This is a genomic window from Nocardioides sp. NPDC057577 (assembly GCF_042801335.1).
Lineage (GTDB): Bacteria > Actinomycetota > Actinomycetes > Propionibacteriales > Nocardioidaceae > Nocardioides.
In genome coordinates, this window is record NZ_JBHVGB010000054.1 from 14,201 (window position 1) to 31,477 (window position 17,277).

19 protein-coding genes are annotated in these 17,277 nt (G+C 70.5%); 11 read left to right on the top strand and 8 right to left on the bottom strand.

Features of this window, described 5'->3' with window-relative positions:
• Positions 1-113 precede the first annotated feature (113 nt).
• Entirely contained in the window at positions 114-716 is a 603-nt protein-coding gene (locus ACFU7D_RS13265; protein ID WP_378867701.1) for a maleate cis-trans isomerase, read from the bottom strand.
• Between the two features lie 113 nt (positions 717-829).
• Entirely contained in the window at positions 830-1,540 is a 711-nt protein-coding gene (locus ACFU7D_RS13270; RefSeq protein WP_378867703.1) for an Asp/Glu/hydantoin racemase, read from the bottom strand.
• Between the two features lie 95 nt (positions 1,541-1,635).
• Between ACFU7D_RS13270 and ACFU7D_RS13275 the strand changes: the two genes are divergently transcribed.
• The 6 genes from ACFU7D_RS13275 to ACFU7D_RS13300 all read left to right on the top strand — a co-directional run bounded on the left by ACFU7D_RS13275 (position 1,636) and on the right by ACFU7D_RS13300 (position 6,937).
• Positions 1,636-2,631, top strand: a complete 996-nt coding sequence (locus ACFU7D_RS13275; RefSeq protein WP_378867705.1) for a D-2-hydroxyacid dehydrogenase — start codon at positions 1,636-1,638, stop codon at positions 2,629-2,631.
• Positions 2,628-4,061 carry an amidase gene (locus ACFU7D_RS13280; RefSeq protein WP_378867706.1) on the top strand — a complete coding sequence of 478 codons (1,434 nt, stop codon included), beginning with the start codon at positions 2,628-2,630 and terminating at the stop codon, positions 4,059-4,061. Before ACFU7D_RS13275 ends, ACFU7D_RS13280 begins: the two co-directional genes overlap by 4 nt.
• The gene (locus ACFU7D_RS13285; RefSeq protein WP_378867708.1) at positions 4,058-4,570 is read left to right on the top strand and encodes a DUF3830 family protein; all 513 of its coding nucleotides are present in this window, start codon (positions 4,058-4,060) and stop codon (positions 4,568-4,570) included. Before ACFU7D_RS13280 ends, ACFU7D_RS13285 begins: the two co-directional genes overlap by 4 nt.
• A 68-nt stretch (positions 4,571-4,638) precedes the next feature.
• On the top strand, positions 4,639-5,553 hold the full coding sequence (locus ACFU7D_RS13290) for a glucosyl-3-phosphoglycerate synthase (protein ID WP_378867710.1): 915 nt from the start codon (positions 4,639-4,641) through the stop codon (positions 5,551-5,553).
• Positions 5,553-6,413, top strand: a complete 861-nt coding sequence (gene folP / locus ACFU7D_RS13295; protein ID WP_378867712.1) for a dihydropteroate synthase — start codon at positions 5,553-5,555, stop codon at positions 6,411-6,413. Before ACFU7D_RS13290 ends, folP begins: the two co-directional genes overlap by 1 nt.
• Positions 6,410-6,937 (top strand): hypothetical protein, encoded by a 528-nt coding sequence (locus tag ACFU7D_RS13300; RefSeq protein WP_378867714.1) that lies wholly within the window; start codon positions 6,410-6,412, stop codon positions 6,935-6,937. Before folP ends, ACFU7D_RS13300 begins: the two co-directional genes overlap by 4 nt.
• Here the strand turns inward: ACFU7D_RS13300 and ACFU7D_RS13305 are convergent.
• Positions 6,880-7,509, bottom strand: a complete 630-nt coding sequence (locus ACFU7D_RS13305) for a TetR/AcrR family transcriptional regulator (protein ID WP_378867716.1) — start codon at positions 7,507-7,509, stop codon at positions 6,880-6,882. The genes ACFU7D_RS13300 and ACFU7D_RS13305 overlap by 58 nt on opposite strands.
• A 111-nt stretch (positions 7,510-7,620) precedes the next feature.
• Here ACFU7D_RS13305 and ACFU7D_RS13310 point away from each other — a divergent pair, with 111 nt between their 5' ends.
• Positions 7,621-8,607 carry a hypothetical protein gene (locus ACFU7D_RS13310; RefSeq protein ID WP_378867718.1) on the top strand — a complete coding sequence of 329 codons (987 nt, stop codon included), beginning with the start codon at positions 7,621-7,623 and terminating at the stop codon, positions 8,605-8,607.
• A gap of 10 nt (positions 8,608-8,617) precedes the next feature.
• A complete protein-coding gene (locus tag ACFU7D_RS13315; protein WP_378867720.1) occupies positions 8,618-9,463 on the top strand; it encodes a CHAD domain-containing protein in 846 nt (281 codons plus the stop codon).
• Position 9,464: 1 nt separating this feature from the next.
• Here the strand turns inward: ACFU7D_RS13315 and vanX are convergent, their stop codons facing one another.
• The 3 genes from vanX to ACFU7D_RS13330 are packed head-to-tail and all read right to left on the bottom strand — an operon-like array spanning position 9,465 to position 12,161.
• The gene (vanX, locus tag ACFU7D_RS13320) at positions 9,465-10,094 is read right to left on the bottom strand and encodes a D-Ala-D-Ala dipeptidase VanX (protein WP_378867722.1); all 630 of its coding nucleotides are present in this window, start codon (positions 10,092-10,094) and stop codon (positions 9,465-9,467) included.
• Positions 10,091-11,131 (bottom strand): D-alanine--(R)-lactate ligase, encoded by a 1,041-nt coding sequence (gene vanA / locus ACFU7D_RS13325; protein WP_378867724.1) that lies wholly within the window; start codon positions 11,129-11,131, stop codon positions 10,091-10,093. Before vanA ends, vanX begins: the two co-directional genes overlap by 4 nt.
• Positions 11,124-12,161, bottom strand: coding sequence for a D-isomer specific 2-hydroxyacid dehydrogenase family protein (locus tag ACFU7D_RS13330; RefSeq protein ID WP_378867726.1), 1,038 nt, complete (start codon positions 12,159-12,161; stop codon positions 11,124-11,126). Before ACFU7D_RS13330 ends, vanA begins: the two co-directional genes overlap by 8 nt.
• Before the next feature lie 165 nt (positions 12,162-12,326).
• Between ACFU7D_RS13330 and murF the strand changes: the two genes are divergently transcribed.
• Positions 12,327-13,655, top strand: a complete 1,329-nt coding sequence (gene murF, locus ACFU7D_RS13335; protein WP_378867728.1) for a UDP-N-acetylmuramoyl-tripeptide--D-alanyl-D-alanine ligase — start codon at positions 12,327-12,329, stop codon at positions 13,653-13,655.
• Here the strand turns inward: murF and ACFU7D_RS13340 are convergent.
• Positions 13,611-14,183, bottom strand: coding sequence for a VanZ family protein (locus ACFU7D_RS13340; RefSeq protein ID WP_378867730.1), 573 nt, complete (start codon positions 14,181-14,183; stop codon positions 13,611-13,613). The genes murF and ACFU7D_RS13340 overlap by 45 nt on opposite strands.
• A gap of 82 nt (positions 14,184-14,265) precedes the next feature.
• On the bottom strand, positions 14,266-15,396 hold the full coding sequence (locus tag ACFU7D_RS13345; protein WP_378867732.1) for a lipid II:glycine glycyltransferase FemX: 1,131 nt from the start codon (positions 15,394-15,396) through the stop codon (positions 14,266-14,268).
• 85 nt (positions 15,397-15,481) lie between these two features.
• Here ACFU7D_RS13345 and ACFU7D_RS13350 point away from each other — a divergent pair, with 85 nt between their 5' ends.
• Together ACFU7D_RS13350 and ACFU7D_RS13355 are read left to right on the top strand one after the other, a co-directional pair.
• Entirely contained in the window at positions 15,482-16,147 is a 666-nt protein-coding gene (locus ACFU7D_RS13350; protein WP_378723866.1) for a response regulator transcription factor, read from the top strand.
• Positions 16,148-16,157: 10 nt separating this feature from the next.
• Positions 16,158-17,249, top strand: a complete 1,092-nt coding sequence (locus ACFU7D_RS13355) for a sensor histidine kinase (protein WP_378867734.1) — start codon at positions 16,158-16,160, stop codon at positions 17,247-17,249.
• Positions 17,250-17,277 lie beyond the last annotated feature (28 nt).

The window sequence follows — 17,277 nt, forward strand, 5'->3', positions numbered from 1 at the left end:
CGACAGTAGGTTTGTCAACAATTCGCGCCACGTTAGCGCTGTCTGCGCGCCCTGGCTAGGGCGCGCGGAAGGTGGCGCGGGGTGTGACGGATGGTTTATGTAAAGCCGCGACGCTACCTGAAGAGGGCTCCGAGCCCAGGCAGGGGGCGGGGTTTCCCGGCGAGTCGCAGACCCTCCCAGACGGTCACCTGGTTGGCCGTCAGCACAGGCTTCCCGAGGGCCTCCTCCAAGGTATCGATGCAGGTCAGCGTGTGCAGCGCGGTGTCGGGGACGAAGACGGCCTCGGCCTCGGGGACGTCGACGGCCAGGGTCATCTCCAAGACCGTGTCCGGGCCCAGCCGGCCCGCCTCGACGGCGGAGAAGATCCCGCTGGCGCCGAAGGAGACCACGTCGATCCCGCCCGCCCCGAGGAAGGAGCTGAAGTGTCCGGCCAGATCCTCGGGGTAGGAGGCGGCGACGGCGACCTTCCCGATCCCGAGCGCCCGGGCCGCCTCGACGAACGCGATCGAGGTCGACGAGGCGGGGACGCCCAGGCGCTCACCGATCGCGGCCGCCTGGGCCGCGGCGCCGTCCCGGCCGTAGACGAAGCTGCCCGACGTGCATGCCCACATCACCGCGTCGGGGGAGTGGGCTGCGATCGCGTCGGCACCCTGCGCGAGCCGGGCCGCGGAGCCGGTGTCGAGCAGAGCCTCGACGGTGTGCTCGTCGCGACCCATGGAGGTGTGGACCAGGGGCAGCCAGATCGCACCGCCGAGCGCGTTCTAGAGCGCCGGGAAGTCGTCCTCGGCCGCGTAGCCGGGATAGAGCAGCCCGACGACCGGTGGCCGGGTCATGAGGCATGCCCCAACAGGTCCTCGGCGGCCGGTGGGGTGCGCCCGACCATCCGGAGCGCGGCTTCCATGGTCGCCCGGTTCGCGGAGATCACCGGCTTCCCGAGCTCTGCCTCGAGCCGGCCGATGATGTCGTACGTCGTGAGGTTCGTGCACGAGACAACGACCGCCTCGGCAGCGGCGTCGTCGGCTGCCCGCACCAGCTCGAGCGTGGTCTCGTAGGGAACCTCCCAGATGTGGTGACCCAGCCCGAGGTCGCCCGTGTTCACCACGGTGATCCCGGCCTCGGCCAGGAAGCTGCCGAACCGGGCGGCGAGCGCGACGTCGTAGGGGGTGGCGACCGCGACCCGGGAGACGCCAAGGGCGGAGAGCGACTCCAGCACGGCGCCGGAGGTGGTGATCGCGGGAGCGCCGCCGGCGCGGCTCATCGCCGCCGCCAGCCTGCGCTCGCCGTGCCGGCCGTGGACGAAGCTGCCGGAGGTGCAGGCGTAGACGTACGCGTGCGGGTCGGCGGCCGAGAGGTCGCGCACGGCCTGCTCGACGACCGCGGTCTCGCTGATCTCCTCGGCCATCTCGAGGGAGACCGCACGGTCGGTGTAGGGCGTCCGGTTGAAGAGCAGGCTCGTGTCGGGCGGTGCCCACCGCCACAGCTCGTGGTCGAGCACCATGTCATGGGGAACGATCACGGCGATGCGTACCGTCGGAGACATCGCACCTCGCTAGGATTGTTGACAATCTGCAATCTGCCCTCCTAGCGTATTCTCGAATTGTTGCCGAGGTGTGTCGAGTGCGACGGAGGATTTTCTTGGAGACGTCCCGGCGCCCGGTGATCACGATCCTCTGTCCGCCCGACGGCGGCAGACCCGTCGGCGTGGAGCGCCTGGAGGCGGATGCCGAGCTCGTCTACACCGATGCCGCGGGCCTGGCCGACGCGCTTCGCGGAGCCGAGGCGCTGCTGCTGTGGGACTACTTCTCCGAGGCCGTCCGTGACGCCTGGCCGAGCACCGGCTCGCTGCGCTGGATCCATGTCGCCGCCGCGGGGGTCGACAAGCTGCTGTTCTCGGACCTGGTCGGCTCCGACGTGGTCGTCACCAACGCCCGCGGCATCTTCGACCGGGCGATGGCGGAGTTCGTGCTCGGCTCGATCCTGGCGGTGGCCAAGGACATCCACCTCAGCCACGACCTGCAGTCGGCCCGGAAGTGGCTCCGCCGCGAGACCCGGCTGATCAGCGCCGAGACCGCGCTCGTGGTCGGCACCGGCGCGATCGGTCGCGAGACGGCCAGGCTGCTGCGCGCGGCCGGGATGGACGTACGCGGCGCCGGCCGCACCGCCCGCACCGGTGATCCCGACTTCGGTGAGGTCTTGGCGAGCACCGACCTGGCCGCACACGTCGGCTGGGCCGACCACGTCGTCATCACTGCCCCGCTGACCGCCGCGACCCGTGGCCTGATCAGCGCGGGCGTGCTCGCGGCGATGAAGCCGGGCAGCCACCTGGTCAACGTCGGGCGCGGGCAGATCGTGGATGAGGGCGCGCTCGTCTCCGCGCTCCGTGACGGCCCGGTCGCCGCGGCCTCCCTGGACGTCTTCGAGGTCGAGCCGCTGCCGGCCGAAAGCCCGTTGTGGACGATGCCGGGCGTCGCGGTCTCGGCGCACATGTCCGGCGACTACGAGGGCTGGCGAGAGGCGCTGGCGGACCAGTTCGTCGACAACGCCCGGCGCTGGCTCAGCGGCCGGCCGCTGCTGAACGTCGTCGACAAACGGCGCGGCTTCGTCGTCGCGGAGCAGGGGGAGAGGTCATGACCGATCCGACGACCGCGTCCGGGCTCAGCGCCATGACCGCCGCCGAGCTGGTGGCCGGCTATCGCTCGGGCGCCTTCACGCCGCTCGAGGTGACGCGGTCGGTGCTCGACACGATCGAGGAGCGCGATGCCGCGGTGAACGCGTTCGTCCGGGTCGATCCCGATGGCGCGCTGGCACAGGCGACCGCGTCCACCGAGAGGTGGAGGGCCGGGCATCCGCTCGGCATCGCCGACGGCGTACCGACCTCGGTCAAGGACATCTTGTGGACCGCAGGATCGCCGACGATCCGCGGCACCTGGCTCATCGACGAGGCCGGCCCGTGGCCCGAGGACGCTCCCGCGGTCGCGCGGCTGCGCGAGGCCGGAGCCGTGATCACCGGGAAGACGACGACTCCCGAGTTCGCCTGGAAGGGCGTCACCGACTCGCTCCGCTACGGCTCCACCGGCAACCCCTGGGACCCGGCTCTGACCTCGGGCGGTTCCAGCGGCGGTGCCGCCGCGGCGGTCGGTCTCGGCATGGGCCCGTGGGCGCTCGGCACCGACGGCGGCGGCTCGGTCCGGATCCCGGCCTCGTTCACCGGCACGGTGACCATCAAACCGACCTACGGACTGATCCCGCTCTATCCCGCCAGCCCCTTCGGCACCCTCTCGCACGCCGGCCCGATGACCCGGACCGTGACCGACGCGGCGGCGCTGCTCGACGTGGTCGCCGGCTTCGACTCCCGCGACTGGTCGGCGATGCCGACCCCGGGAGGTTCCTTCCTGGCCGGCTTGGACGACGGCGTCGAAGGGCTGAGGATCGGGTTCTCGCCCACGCTCGGGTACGTCGAGAACGACCCGGAGGTCGAGCGGCTGGTCCGCGAGGCGGTCGCGGTGCTCGAGTCCGAGGGTGCCCGGGTCGACGAGGTCGACCCCGGCTTTTCCGACCCGGTCGACGCGTTCGACGTGCTCTGGTTCTGCGGCGCGGCGAAGGTGCTCGACGCCTACCCACCCGGCGCGATCGAACGGATCGACCCGCTGCTGCGCGAAGGCATCGAGACCATGGGCCGCGGCTCCGCCGCCGACTACCTGGACGCCACCGCGGTCCGGATGGACCTCGGCCGGCTGATGGGGCGGTTCCACGAGACGTACGACCTGCTGGTCACCCCGACCATGCCGATCACCGCCTTCGAGCGCGGGCTGCAGGCGCCCCAGGGCTGGCCCTCGCAGTGGTGGCCGAGCTGGACGCCCTACACCTACCCCTTCAACATGACCCAGCAGCCGGCGGCGAGCGTGCCCTGCGGCACCACCGAGGCGGGCCTGCCCATCGGCCTCCAGATCGTCGGTGCCCGCCACGACGACGCCCGGGTGCTGCGGGCAGCGCGGGCCTACGAGCGGGCCAGCGGTGAGCTGTTCGTCCGACCTGTCGACAATCCACGAGGAGCCCGATGAGCCGCTACATCACCGTCACCCTCGAGCGCCGCGGTGTCTCCTGCCTCGCCCGCCTGCTCGACGAGGAGGCACCACGCACCGCCGGCGCCGTGTGGGACGCGCTGCCGCTCGGCGGCCAGGTCTTCCACGGCAAGTACGCCCGCAACGAGATCTACAACCTCGTGCCCGCCTTCGCGGCGAAGGAGCCTGGCAACGAGAACACGACGGTCACCCCGATCCCCGGGGACCTGTGCTACTTCGCCTTCTCCTCCGACGACCTCGGCAACCCGTCCTACGGCTACCCGGAGGACCGCGGTCCGGGGGCGATGACCGAGATCGTCGACCTCGCCCTCTTCTACGGCCGCAACAACCTGCTCATCAACGGCGACCAGGGATGGGTGCCGGGCAACGTCTTCGGCACGGTCGTCGAGGGCCTCGAGGAGATGGCGCAGGCCTGCCAGGACGTCTGGATGAACGGCGCCACCGAGGAGACCCTCACCTTCGCGCGCTCGCACGAGGACACGCGGTAGCCGACGGCCGGGCCGTACGGACCGGGTATCGATCCGGTGTTCGAGGACACCGTCGATAGGGTTTGGACATGTCGTGGTCGCAGAGCAACACCCATCACTGGGACGACTGGTCGCTCACCGACCTCGTCGCGGCCAAGCAGGGGCAGCGGGTGAGCCTCGTGGTCCCGGCGCGCAACGAGGCCGCGACCGTCGGAGGCCTGGTCGACAAGCTGCGCACCAGCCTGATGGAGACCTCGGACCTGGTCGACGAGCTCGTCGTCATCGACTCGGACTCCTCCGACGACACCGCGCGGATCGCCGCCGACGCCGGAGCCGACGTCTACGCCTCGGCCGCGATCCGGCCCGAGCTCGGCTCCTATCCCGGCAAGGGCGAGGCGATGTGGAAGTCGCAGTTCGTGACCACCGGCGAGCTGATCGTCTTCATGGACGCCGACCTGACCGACTGGGACACCCATTTCGTACGCGGCCTGGTCGGCCCTCTTGTCAACAATCCGACGATCGAGCTGGTCAAGGGCTTCTACCGGCGCCCGGGGGAGCACGGTCTCGACGGCGGCCGGGTCACCGAACTCGTCGCCCGCCCGCTCCTGGCCCTCCACCGCACGCCGCTGCGCGACCTGATCCAGCCGCTCGCGGGCGAGTGGTCGATCCGGCGCTCGCTGTTCGAGCGGCTGCGGGTCCCGACCGGCTACGGCGTGGAGCTCGCCGCCCTCGTCGACACGCTGGACATGCGCGGGATGGACGCGATCGCCCAGGTCGACCTCGGCCAACGCGACCACAGTCACCAGGACCTCTTCGACCTCGGCCTGATGGCGACCCAGATCGTGGGCATGATGTCGCGCCGCCTCGGCACCGGCCCTGCGGGCGACGACGTCGAGATGCGGCAGTACATCCCGATCGACGGGTCGACCAAGGTCGTCGACCGTTCCGTGAGCCTCCTGGAGCGGCCGCCGCTGCGCGACGGCTCGGACGGTAGGGTCGCCTGATGCTGCGCCTGGGACGACATGCCTTCGGTGACGACGAGGCGCTGATGATGGCGATCGTCAACCGCACCCCGGACTCGTTCTTCGACAAGGGAGCGACCTGGGCCGAGGACGCGGCCTTCGAGCGCGTACGCCTGGTGGCTTCCCAGGGCGCGGAGATCGTGGACATCGGCGGGATCAAGGCGGCCCCCGGCGCCGAGATCGGCGCCGCGGAGGAGAAGGCCCGCGTGGTGGACTTCGTCGCCCGGGTGCGCGAGGAGTTTCCGGCGCTGGTGATCTCGGTGGACACCTGGCGCGCCGAGGTCGGCGACGCGGTGTGCGCGGCCGGCGCCGATCTCCTCAACGACGCCTGGGGCGGGGCCGACCCGGAGCTCGTCGACGTCGCCGCGGCCCACGGCGCCGCGATCGTGTGCACCCACACCGGAGGCGTGACGCCGCGGACGCGGCCCTACCGGATCGAGTACGACGACGTGGTCCGTGCCGCGATCGACGACACCCTGGGCTACGCCCAGCGTGCCCTGGACGCCGGCGTCGCCAAGGACTCGATCGTGATCGACCCGGCCCACGACTTCGGGAAGAACACCTTCCACTCCCTCGAGATCACCCGCCGCCTGGGAGAGATGGTCGCGACCGGCTGGCCGGTGCTGGTCTCGCTCTCCAACAAGGACTTCGTGGGGGAGACGCTCGACCTGCCGGTCGGAGAGCGCCTCCTCGGCACCCTGGCGGCGACCTCGGTCTGTGCGATGGCCGGTGCCCGCATCTACCGCGTGCACCAGGTGCCGGAGACCCGGCAGACCGTCGACATGGTCTGGACGATCGCCGGCCGGCGGCGTCCGAAACGAGCGATCAGGGGGCTGCAGTGACTCGGGTGGCGCTGGTTCCGGGATGCCTGGCCCTGCTGCCGGAGTACGCCTCGCTCGACGACCCCGTCGACGAGCTCCGCGCGGCCTGCCTGGCCGCGGTCGCCTGGCTCGGTGAGGACGTACGCGTGATCGCGGGTGCGCAGGGGGCCCGGGTCGCCTCCGCGCTGCTGGCCGAGGTCGGCACGGCTCCGGTGAGCAGCGGCGAGGCGGCGTACCTCATCGTCGGCAACGGCTCAGCCAGCCGCAGCGAGAAGGCGCCGGGTCACCTCGACCCACGGGCGGCAGGGTTCGACGACGTGCTCGGCACGGCCCTGGCGACGCCTGATCCCGCGGCGCTCGGAGCTCTGGATCTCGGGCTGGCTGAGGAGCTCTGGGCCGACGTCGGCCCGATCGTGGAGGCGGCGGAGCTGCTGGGTGGTGTGCGGGCGGTGGCGGTCGACTACGACGACGACCCCTACGGCGTGCGCTACTGGGTCGCCCGCTGGGAAGGTCCGCTGAGCAGGTCGGCGAGTCCGGCCGCGTAGACCTGCGGGGTGACGTCGCCCATCATGATCCGCTGCAGGATGAAGCCGGGCAGCAGGCCGGTGAGGACCATCGCGATCCGCTCGGGGTCGGCGTCGCTGCGGACGAGGCCGGACTCGATGGCGCTCTCCGCGTAGGTGCGCCAGGAGGCGCGGATCCGGCGTGCCTCCGGTGCCATGACGGCGTGGATCTCCGGGTCGCGTGCGGCCTCGGCCCAGGTCTGCATGGCGATCCGTGGGAGGTCGACGCCGAGGTGGTCGGCGAGGTCCAGGAGGTGCTGGGTGGCCGCCTCGATCGCCTGCTCGGGCGGGGGAGTGGGCTGGTCCGAGCCTTTCTCGGGGATGAGGCGCTGGATCGCGGCGGCGATGCCGGTCAGGCCGGACTCGGCGATCGCCCGGATGATGTCGTTCTTGCCGCGGAAGTAGGTGTAGACGGAGCCGGCGGAGAGGCCGGACTCCTCGACGACCGCGGCCATCGTGGTCTTGTGGAAGCCGTCGCGCTCCACACAGCGGAGCATGGCCGCGATGATCTGCTGGCGCTTCTCGGCGCGGTGCTCGTCGCTGATCTTCGGCATGCCCGCAGCATACAGCAAAAGAAAACGAATGTTCATTCTTGATAAATCCCGAGGGAAGGAGGAGAGTTCTCCCAAAGAGAATGAACATTCGTTTTTCAAGAAGGAATCGACATGTCCAAGTCAGTGAAAGCCGTGATCGGGATCAGCCTCGGCCTGGTCGCCCTGCTCACCCTGCTCATCACCGCGTTCGCCTGGCCCTCCAGCGAGATCGAGCCACGCGCTCTGCCGTTGGCCGTCGCCGGTCCGGAGCAGGCGGTCACCCAGATCGAGACGCAGCTCGCCGCCACCGCGGGGGAGGATGCCTTCGAGGTCACCGCAGTCGCCGACCGGGACGCGGCGGTGGAGGCGATCGAGGACCGTGAGGTGTACGGCGCGATCGTCGTCGGCCCCGAGGGCCAGGAGGTGCTGACCGCGTCTGCCGCCAGTGCCAACGTCGCCCAGCAACTCACCGCGATGGCAACGGCGATGGGCGCCGAGACCGGCACCGCGCCGACGGTGACCGACGTCGTGGCCGCCCCCGAGGACGACCCACGAGGACTCGTCTTCGGCACGGCCGCGCTGCCGCTCGCGCTCGGCGGCATCATGGCCGGCGCGATCACCTCGCTGGCGCTCAAGCGCACCCGCGACCGTGTCGCCGCCGCGTTCCTGATCGCCGTCGGAGGGGGCCTGACGATGACCGGAGTCATCCAGGGCTGGCTCGGCGCTCTCGAGGGCGACTACCTCGTCAACGCGGGCGTCGTCGCACTCGGCATCCTCGCGGTCGCGCTCCCGATCATCGGCCTGCGTCACTTCATCGGCATGGCCGGGGTCGGGATCATGGCCCTGCTGATCATGCTGGTCGGCAACCCGCTCTCCGGCATCTCCTCGGCCCCGGAGATGATCCCGTTCGGCTGGCTCGGTCAGCTCCTGCCCCCGGGCGCGACCGGCTCGGCGCTTCGTGGGCTGTCCTTCTTCGACGGTGCCGGTGTCACGACTCCGCTGATCGTGCTCGCCTGCTGGGCCGGTGCCGGTCTGCTCCTCACCCTTCTCCCGCACCGTGAGAAGGCCGGCTCCGAGGCCGAGCAGGAGGCGGGTGACCTCGAGCCCGTCGCAGGGTAGAACTGTAGGGATGAGCCAGTCCCCTCACGAGCCGGTCGGTGAGTGGTGGCGCGACCAGGTGGTCGCGCTCCACCGCTGGGGCCGGCTCGTGCTGCGTGACGAGGACGACTCGGTCCATCAGATGCGCGTGACCGTACGCAGGCTGCGCAGCGTCCTGGCGACGTACCGTCCCTTCCTCGACCAGGAGCGGAGCGAGCCCCTCCGGGAGGAGCTGAAATGGCTCGGCGCCCTCCTCGGAGAGATACGCGACGCAGAGGTGCTCCGCGGACGGCTGCGGCGCTGGGCGGCCAAGCACGGCCCGGGGCCCACCAGTGTCGACGAGCTCCGGGCGGCACTCGCCGAGCGCCAGTCCCAGGGGCGCGAGCTGCTGCTGCCGGAGCTGGACGGCGACCGCTATCGCACGCTGAGCGCGGCCCTCGCCACCGGTCTGCCCTGGTCGGAGGCGCTCCCGGGCAAGAAGGCTCTGCGCAAGCGGCTCCGCCGCGGCTGGCGACGACTGACGGCCGCGGCCGCCGCGGCGGCGGACGCCGGCGATGCCGCCGAGCGTCGCCGGCGCCTCCACGAGGTGCGCAAGAAGGCCAAGCGGGTCCGCTACGCAGCCGAGTCGCTGCGAGAGGTCTTCGGCAAGGACGCCGAGCGCCTCGCGAAGGCCGCCAAGTCGATCCAGTCGAACCTCGGCGACCTCAACGACGCCGCGGTCATGATCGGGACGATCCAGCTGGTCCCGGCGCCCGATGAGGCCGTCCGCGAGCTCCTGGCGGTCGAGGAGGCGGCCGCCGACGAGGCCGAGGAACGGTTCGCCCGGGTCTGGAAGAAGGCGAACCGTCCGAAGGCCGTCGGGTGGCTGAGTCGCTGAGTCAGCAGGCCGGGTTCGATCCGACGGGAAAGTCGAAGTAGGTGTCGGGGTAGGGCTCCTCGACCAGCGAGTAGTGCCACCACTCGCTGTCGTAGCGGCTGAACCCGCACGACTCCATCACCGAGCACAGGTGCGACCGGTTGCGAGCCGCGACTTCGGAGACACCGGCCGCGCCGTGATGGGAGATCTCGTCCATCAGGTCGTGGTCACCACCCATGTCCAGCAGTTCACCCGAGGCCAGGGAGAAGAGGGTCAGGTCGACGGTGCTGCCGCGGCTGTGGCCGGACTTCGTGGCGACGTACCCCTTCTCGAACATCTCCGGCCGGGTGATCGCGGGGTAGTGCACGGGCTTGCGGGGATCGTCGTCCCCGGCGGGCTCCTCGGCCCAGCGCAGGAACGCGTCGACGGCCCGCTGGGGGCGGTAGCCGTCCCACAGCAGGATCCCGAACCCGAGCGCAGCGGCCTTGTCCCGCGCCTCGGCGAGCGCTGCACACAGCTCGCGGGTCCCGACGATCCGGTTGACCAGGTAGCCGTCGATCGGCTTGCCGGTGAAGTTGTCCCAGGTGGCGTACTTGGCATCCCAGCGGATGCCCGGCGCCAGCTCGTCGACGAAGCCGAAGCCCTCCCTCATCGCGGGCTCTCCTCGAGCGCCAGAGTGACCGCGCGGTCGAGGAACTCGGTCATCGAGATCCCGGCCGCGGCCATCATCCGCGGGTAGCGGCTGTAGGAGGTGAGCCCGGGCAGCGTGTTGACCTCGTTGAGCACCACGGTGCCATCGTCCTTGAGGAACATGTCGACCCGCGCCAGACCGCGGCAGCCCAGCGCCCGGTAGACCCGCTGCGCCTCGGTCTTGACCAGCTCCTGCGCCTCGGCCGGAATGTCGGCGGGCACGATGAAGGTCGCGTTCTCCGAGCCGGTCTCGGGTGCGTCCTCCTGGTGGATCTTGAAGAAGCCGTGCGTGAGCGCGACGTGGTCGACCTCGCCGGTGACCAGCTCGGCGCCGTTGCCGAGGATCGCGCAGCCGATCTCCTCGGCGACGACCCCCTCCTCGACGAGCACCTTGTCGTCGTACCGTCGCGCCGTCGCCACCGCCTCGTCCAACTCTGCGGCCGAGGTCACCTTGCTGACGCCGAACGAGGACCCGGAGCGGGCCGGCTTCACGAAGACCGGATAGGGGAGTACGCCGGGGTCGATCTCGTCACCCGGAAAGAGGGTCCAGAAGTTCGGCGTCGGGATCCCTGCCTCGCCGACGACCGTGTAGGCCAGCGACTTGTCCATGCACAGCGCCGAGCTCTGCACGTCGCAGCCGACGTACGGGATCCCGGAGAGCTCGAGAAGCCCCTGGATCGCGCCGTCCTCGCCGAGCTTGCCGTGCAGGACCGGGAGCACGACGTCGAGCCGGATCGTCTCGTAGGACTCACCGTCGAGGACGAGCAGCCCGTGGACGCTGCGGTCGGGGGAGAGCACGACCGGGCGGTGCGCACCGTCCTCCCAGCTCGCTTCGGGGCCGTTGCACAGGCGCCAGTCACCGCTCTTGGTGATCCCGATCCAGTAGGCCTCGTACGTGTCGGCGTCGAGGAACTTGGCGACCTCCTGCGCGGACTTCACCGAGACGGGGTGCTCCTCGAAGACGCCGCCGAAGATGATGCCGACCTTGAGCTTAGACATGCGGAAACCTGCTTTCGAAGTCACGACAGTTGATGATGGAGTTCTCGACCGTGTCCATGAGGGCATGGTCGGTGAAGTAGGCGATATGGGGGCTGACCAGCACATTCGGCATCTCCTGGAGCCGTGCCAGCCAGCCGCTGGGGAGCTCGCGTCCGCGGAGGTCGGCATAGAAGATGCCCTCCTCGCCCTCGATGACGTCCAGCGCCGCACCGCCCAGCCGGCCCTCCTCGAGCGCGTCGATGAGCGCCGGCGTCTCGACGAGCGCGCCGCGACCGGTGTTGACGACATACGCACCGGGGCGCATCCGGTCGATGCGCCGCCGGTCGAGGAGATGGTGCGACTCCTGGGTGAGTGGCGCGTGCAGCGTGACGATGTCGCTGCGCTCGACCAGCGTGTCCAGGTCGACATGCTCGGCACCCTCGGCCGCGGGCCGGGGCCGGACGTCATGGGCGAGTACGTCGCAGCCGAATCCGCGCAGCCGGTCGATGACCGCCGTGCCGATCCGTCCGGTCCCGACCACACCGACGGTCAGGTCTCGCAGCTCGCGGCCCCGGGCGGCCTCCGGACGGTAGTCGTGGGTGTCGGTGCGCCGGATCGTCGACTTCGCGCGGCGCACCGACATGAGCATCAGCATCAGCGTGTAATCAGCCACGGAGTCGGGTGAATAGGAGACGTTTCCGACCGTTATCCCGATGCTTGCCGCGAAGTCGACATCGATGTGGTTGAAACCCACGCTTCGCGTCGAGATATACCGGACACCACCTTTGTGCAGAGCGAGAAGCGTCGCGTTCGATATCGGCGACTTATGGCTGACGCTGATGCACCGGTCTCCGGTCGCGAGGGCGGCGTTGTCCTCGGAGACGGGCTCGGTCGTGGTCCTCACCGAGACCCCGAGACGTGGCGTCAGGGAGTCGAAAAGGAGGCTCTCATCAGGGGCGCAGCCGTAGACCGTGATCCCGGTGGTCGGCGAGATCGCGGTCTGCTCCATCGGCTCGGTCGGGGCCGCCAGGGTCGGCTCTTGGTAGATCATCCAGGCCAGCAAACCTCAGGAGCGGTTGCGGTCCCGTATGGAATTTCTGATATGCCGACGATAGGTGGATCGACGTGCCGGGCAGAGTTATCGTCCGTATATCGATTAGCGGATACACGCCGGCAACGTGGGATTTCGAAGACTGAGAGGATGACTCCCCTCAGCTTGGACGAAATCGCCTCGTTGGTCGGCGGGAAGGTCGTCGGCGAAGGCTCGGTGACCGTGAGTGCGCCGGCCGTGATCGATGGTCGCGAGGCCGACCCGGGCGGCCTCTTCGTCGCGTTCGCGGGCGAGCACACCGACGGCCACGAGTACGCACCACAGGCGGCCGAGGCCGGTGCCGTCGCCGCGCTCGGCTCCCGCCCGACGGCGCTGCCGACGGTCGTCGTCGACGACGCGCAGGCAGCGCTGCAGCGGCTGGCCGCCCACGTCATCGCGCTGCTGCGCGAGGAGCTGACCGTCGTCGCGATCACCGGCTCCCAGGGCAAGACCAGCACCAAGGACATGATCGCCGCTGTGCTCTCGAGCGCGGCACCGACCGTCGCGACGTCCGGCTCGTTCAACAACGAGCTCGGCGTACCTCTCACGATGCTGCGTGCCGACGCGACCACCAGATTCCTGGTCCTGGAGATGGGCGCCCGCCACATCGGCGACATCGCCGATCTGACCGGTCTGGTCGCGCCGGACATCGCCGTCGTCACCAACGTCGGCCAGGCCCACCTGGGCGAGTTCGGGTCGCGCGAGGCGATCGCCGTGGCCAAGAGCGAGCTGGTGCGTGGGCTGGCGCCCGGCGGCACGGCGGTGCTCCATGCCGAGGACCAGCGGGTGCTCGCCATGGGCGACCTCACCGACGGACCGGTGCTGGCCTTCGGCGCGGGAGACACGGCCGACGTACGTATCCGGGACCTGTCTCTTGACCGCCTCGGCCGGCCCTCGTTCACCGTTCACCATGCCGGCGAGAAGGCGGTCGTCACGCTCCCGTTCGTCGGTGCCCACTGGACGCTCAACGCCGCGGCCGCCGCGGCGGCCGGGCTGGCCGCCGGGGTCTCGCTCGAGCAGGCCGGGACCGCGCTGAACACCGCCTCGATCTCGAAGTGGCGCATGGAGCTGCGCGCCCTCGACAGCGGCGCGACGCTGCTCAACGACTCCTACAACGCCAACCCCGAGTCCACCCGCGCCGGCCTGGACGCGCTCGCCTCGATCGAGGCCGGACGCCGCATCGCCGTGCTCGGCGAGATGCTCGAGCTCGGCGAGACCAGCCGCGACGCGCACCACGAGATCGGGACGTACGCCGCCGCCCGGGCCGACCTGGTCCTCACCGTCGGCGAGGCCGCCGCGGTCATCGCGGACGGCGCGGGGGAGAGGGCCCGGGCTCTCCCTGACAACGCCGCCGCGATCGACTGGTTGCGGAGCCACCTCGCCCCCGGCGACGTGGTGCTCGTCAAGGCCTCACGCGGAGCCCACCTCGACCAGGTCGCGGGGGCGCTGAGCTGAGATCTGGCGGCGACGGCGCCACCAGGGCCACGACAGGATCGCGGCCACGGTGGCGCCGCCGGCGTTGAGGATCACGTCGTCGACCGAGGAGACCCGGCCGATCGGCAGCACGTGCTGCAGGACCTCGATCGACACCGAGGCCGCGGTCGCCAGCACCAGGACCCGCCACACCGAGCGCAGCGCCGGGAAGCGGATGGGGCCGAAGAAGCCCAGCGCGGCGAAGATCAGCAGGTTGCCGACCAGCCCGACGGGTCCCATCGTCGCCATGTCCTCGAAGGGCACCAGGCTCACGTTGCCCGACAGGATGCCGTTGTTGCCCGGCAGCAGGGTCAGCAGCACACCCGGCACGGTGCCGTAGACGATGGCGACCTCCGCCAGCGAGTGGCGCCAGGCCCTCGGCCAGGCGACCCCGAAGATCCGGCGCAGCACCGCCAGCACCGGAACTGCCAGCACTGCTACCGGAAACGCCAGCATCGTCAGCAGGACGACGCCCGTCTCGGTCAGCGTGCCCGATTCGTTCACGATCATCCCAGTCCCTCATTCCCTCGTTCTCCGGAACCTAGCTGCCGGAGCCAGTCGTTCCCTGAGCACTCGCTGTGTCCTTGCTGTGTCAGCGGGCCCGCCGCCTCATGTAGAGGTCGAAGGCGCGGTAGACGATCGGCCGCAGCGGCAGGTCCCACTCGCCGACGTACCTCACCGCCTGTCCGCCGGTGCCGACCTTGAACTGGATCAGCCCGACGTGCGGGTCGTCGGCGGACAGGGTCGGGGTGATGCCGCGCAGGTCGTAGACGTCGCAGCCGGCGGCCAGGGAGTCGCGGATCATCGCCCACTGGCAGGCGTTGGAGCCGCGTACGTCCCGCTTCTCGGTCGAGGAGGCGCCGTAGACGTACCAGGCGTGGGTGCCGACGCGGACGTAGATCGTCGCGGCCACCAGGTCGCCGTCGTGACGGGCGAGGTAGAGCCTGATCCGCCCGGGATCCTCGGACGCCAGCGCCGTGAACATCTTCTCGAAGTAGGCCAGCGGCCGCGGCGTGAAGTGGTCCCGCTCGGCGGTGTGGACGTAGAGGTCGTGGAACGCCTTCAGGTCCTCGCCACCGGCGGAGGTGGTGACCTCGACGCCCGCCTTGGCGGCCTTCTTGATGTTGCGCCGCCAGAGCTGGTTCATCCCGGCGAGCACGTCGTCCTCGGACCGGGCGGTCCCGTCCGGGTGCCGCAGCGGGATCTCGTAGGTGAACTGCGGCTGCCCCGCACCGAACCCGTCCTCGGGGTTCTGCGGGATCCAGCCGGAGTCGCGCAGAAAGCGGGTCACCTCGGCGCCGACCGGATCGGGCCGCCCCGGGAGGTCGGTGAGCCGCAGGACGTCGGGGTCGGCGATGCCCGCCTTGACCTGCGCCGCGTCCCAGGCGCCGGTGGGCACCGGGGGAGCGACCCGGATCGCGAACGCGCCCTGCGAACGCAGGTAGGCGACCAGCGGCGGGAACCAGACGGTGAGCGCGCCGGCCCAGTCGATGTCGGGACCCCACGGCAGGTAGGCCAGCGTGTAGCCCAGCCTCGGGACCGGCCGGTGCAGCACCAGCCCGGTCCCGGCGAGCCGGTCGCCGGCGTACCAACCCAGCGACTCGCTGCGCCACTCGGTCTTCACCTCGGCCCAGGCGGGGGTCTGCAGGAAGCTGACCGATCGCCGCGACCGGACGTGGTCGAGGTGCTCGGCGGACGTGATCGGTCGGACAGTGAAGGTCACCGTGCCAGTCAATCCGGGCCGATGTCGTCAGGGCGTATGGCCTTTCGGATACGTCGGCGATATGTCATCAACCTAGGATCAGAGCATGCGGGTGCTGGTGGTCGAGGACGAGCCGTTGATGGCTGGAGCGATCCGGGATGGGCTGCGGCTGGAGGCGATCGCCGCCGACATCGCCGGCGACGGTGACACGGCGCTGGAGCTGTTGAGCGTCAACGCCTACGACATCGCCGTGCTCGACCGCGACATCCCCGGGCCCTCGGGGGACGAGGTCGCCAAGCGGATCGTCGCCTCCGGCACCGGGATGCCGATCCTGATGCTCACCGCGGCCGATCGCCTCGACGACAAGGCCTCCGGGTTCGAGCTCGGCGCCGACGACTACCTGACCAAGCCGTTCGAGCTGCGTGAGCTGGTGCTGCGGCTTCGAGCGCTCGACCGGCGGCGCGCGCACAACCGGCCACCGGTGCGGGAGATCGCCGGCCTCAGGGTCGACCCGTTCCGGCGCGAGGTCTACCGCGAAGGCCGCTACGTGGCGCTGACCCGCAAGCAGTTCGCGGTGCTCGAGGTGCTCGCCGGCGCCGAGGGCGGCGTGGTCAGCGCCGAGGAGCTCCTGGAGCGGGCCTGGGACGAGAACGCCGACCCCTTCACCAACGCCGTACGCATCACCGTCTCCGCCCTGCGCAAACGTCTGGGCGAGCCGGCGATCATCGCCACCGTGCCGGGCGTCGGATACCGGATCGATGTCGATTCCTAGACGTCCCGGGATGAGCGTCCGGCTCAAGCTGACGCTCAGCTATGCCGGGGTCATCGTGGTCACCGGGGTGCTGCTGCTCGCGGTCGTGTGGGTCTTCCTGCTGCGCTACGTCCCCGACGGGGTGTGGATGGAGTGGCCGCAGCAGCCGGGGAGGCCGAGTGCGCCCTTCGTGCCGAACCGCTCCGACCTCGAGCGGGCCTTCGCTCCGCGGGCGGCCACGATGATGGGGTTCCTGGTTGTGTTCGGGCTGGTGGGAGGCTGGATCCTCGCCGGTCGGATGCTGGCCCCGCTGACGAAGATCACCGAGGCCACGCGTACGGCCGCGGATGGGTCGCTCTCGCACCGGATCGCGCTCGCGGGCCCCGGCGACGAGTTCCGTGAGCTCGCCGACGGCTTCGACGACATGCTCGCGAAGCTCGAGTCGCAGGTGGCCGAGCAGCAGCGGTTCGCGGCCAACGCCTCCCACGAGCTGCGCACCCCGCTCGCCATCACGCAGACGCTCCTCGACGTCGCGACCAAGGACCCCAACCGCGATGTCGACGAGCTCCTCGACCGGCTGCGCCTGATCAACTCCCGCGCGATCGACCTCACCGAGGCACTCCTCGTGCTCAGCCGCGCCGACCAGCGCTCCTTCGTCCGTGAGCCGGTCGACCTGTCGCTGGTCGCCGAGGAGGCGGTCGAGGCACTCCTGCCGCTGGCCGAGCGGCGTGGGGTGCGGATCGAGACCTCCGGCGACCAGGCGTCGGTCAGCGGGTCGCCCGCCCTGCTGCTGCAGGTCGCGACCAACCTGATCCACAACGCGATCGTCCACAACCTGCCCGAAGACGGGTCGGTGTCGGTCACCGTCGCCGCCCACGAGAAGAGCGTGGTCCTCACCGTGGCCAACACCGGCGAGGAGCTCTCCCGCGAGCTGGTCGCCACGCTCACCGAGCCGTTCCAGCGAGGCACCCAGCGCATCCACGGCGACCAGGCCGGTGTCGGGCTCGGCCTGGCGATCGTCAAGAGCATCACCCGTGCCCACGACGGCAACCTCGCCGTCCTCGCCCGCCCCGGCGGCGGCCTCCGCGTCTCGGTCGAGCTGCCCGCGGCGTCGGGGTTGTGAAGCTGAGAGTGGCCTATAGGTCACTCTC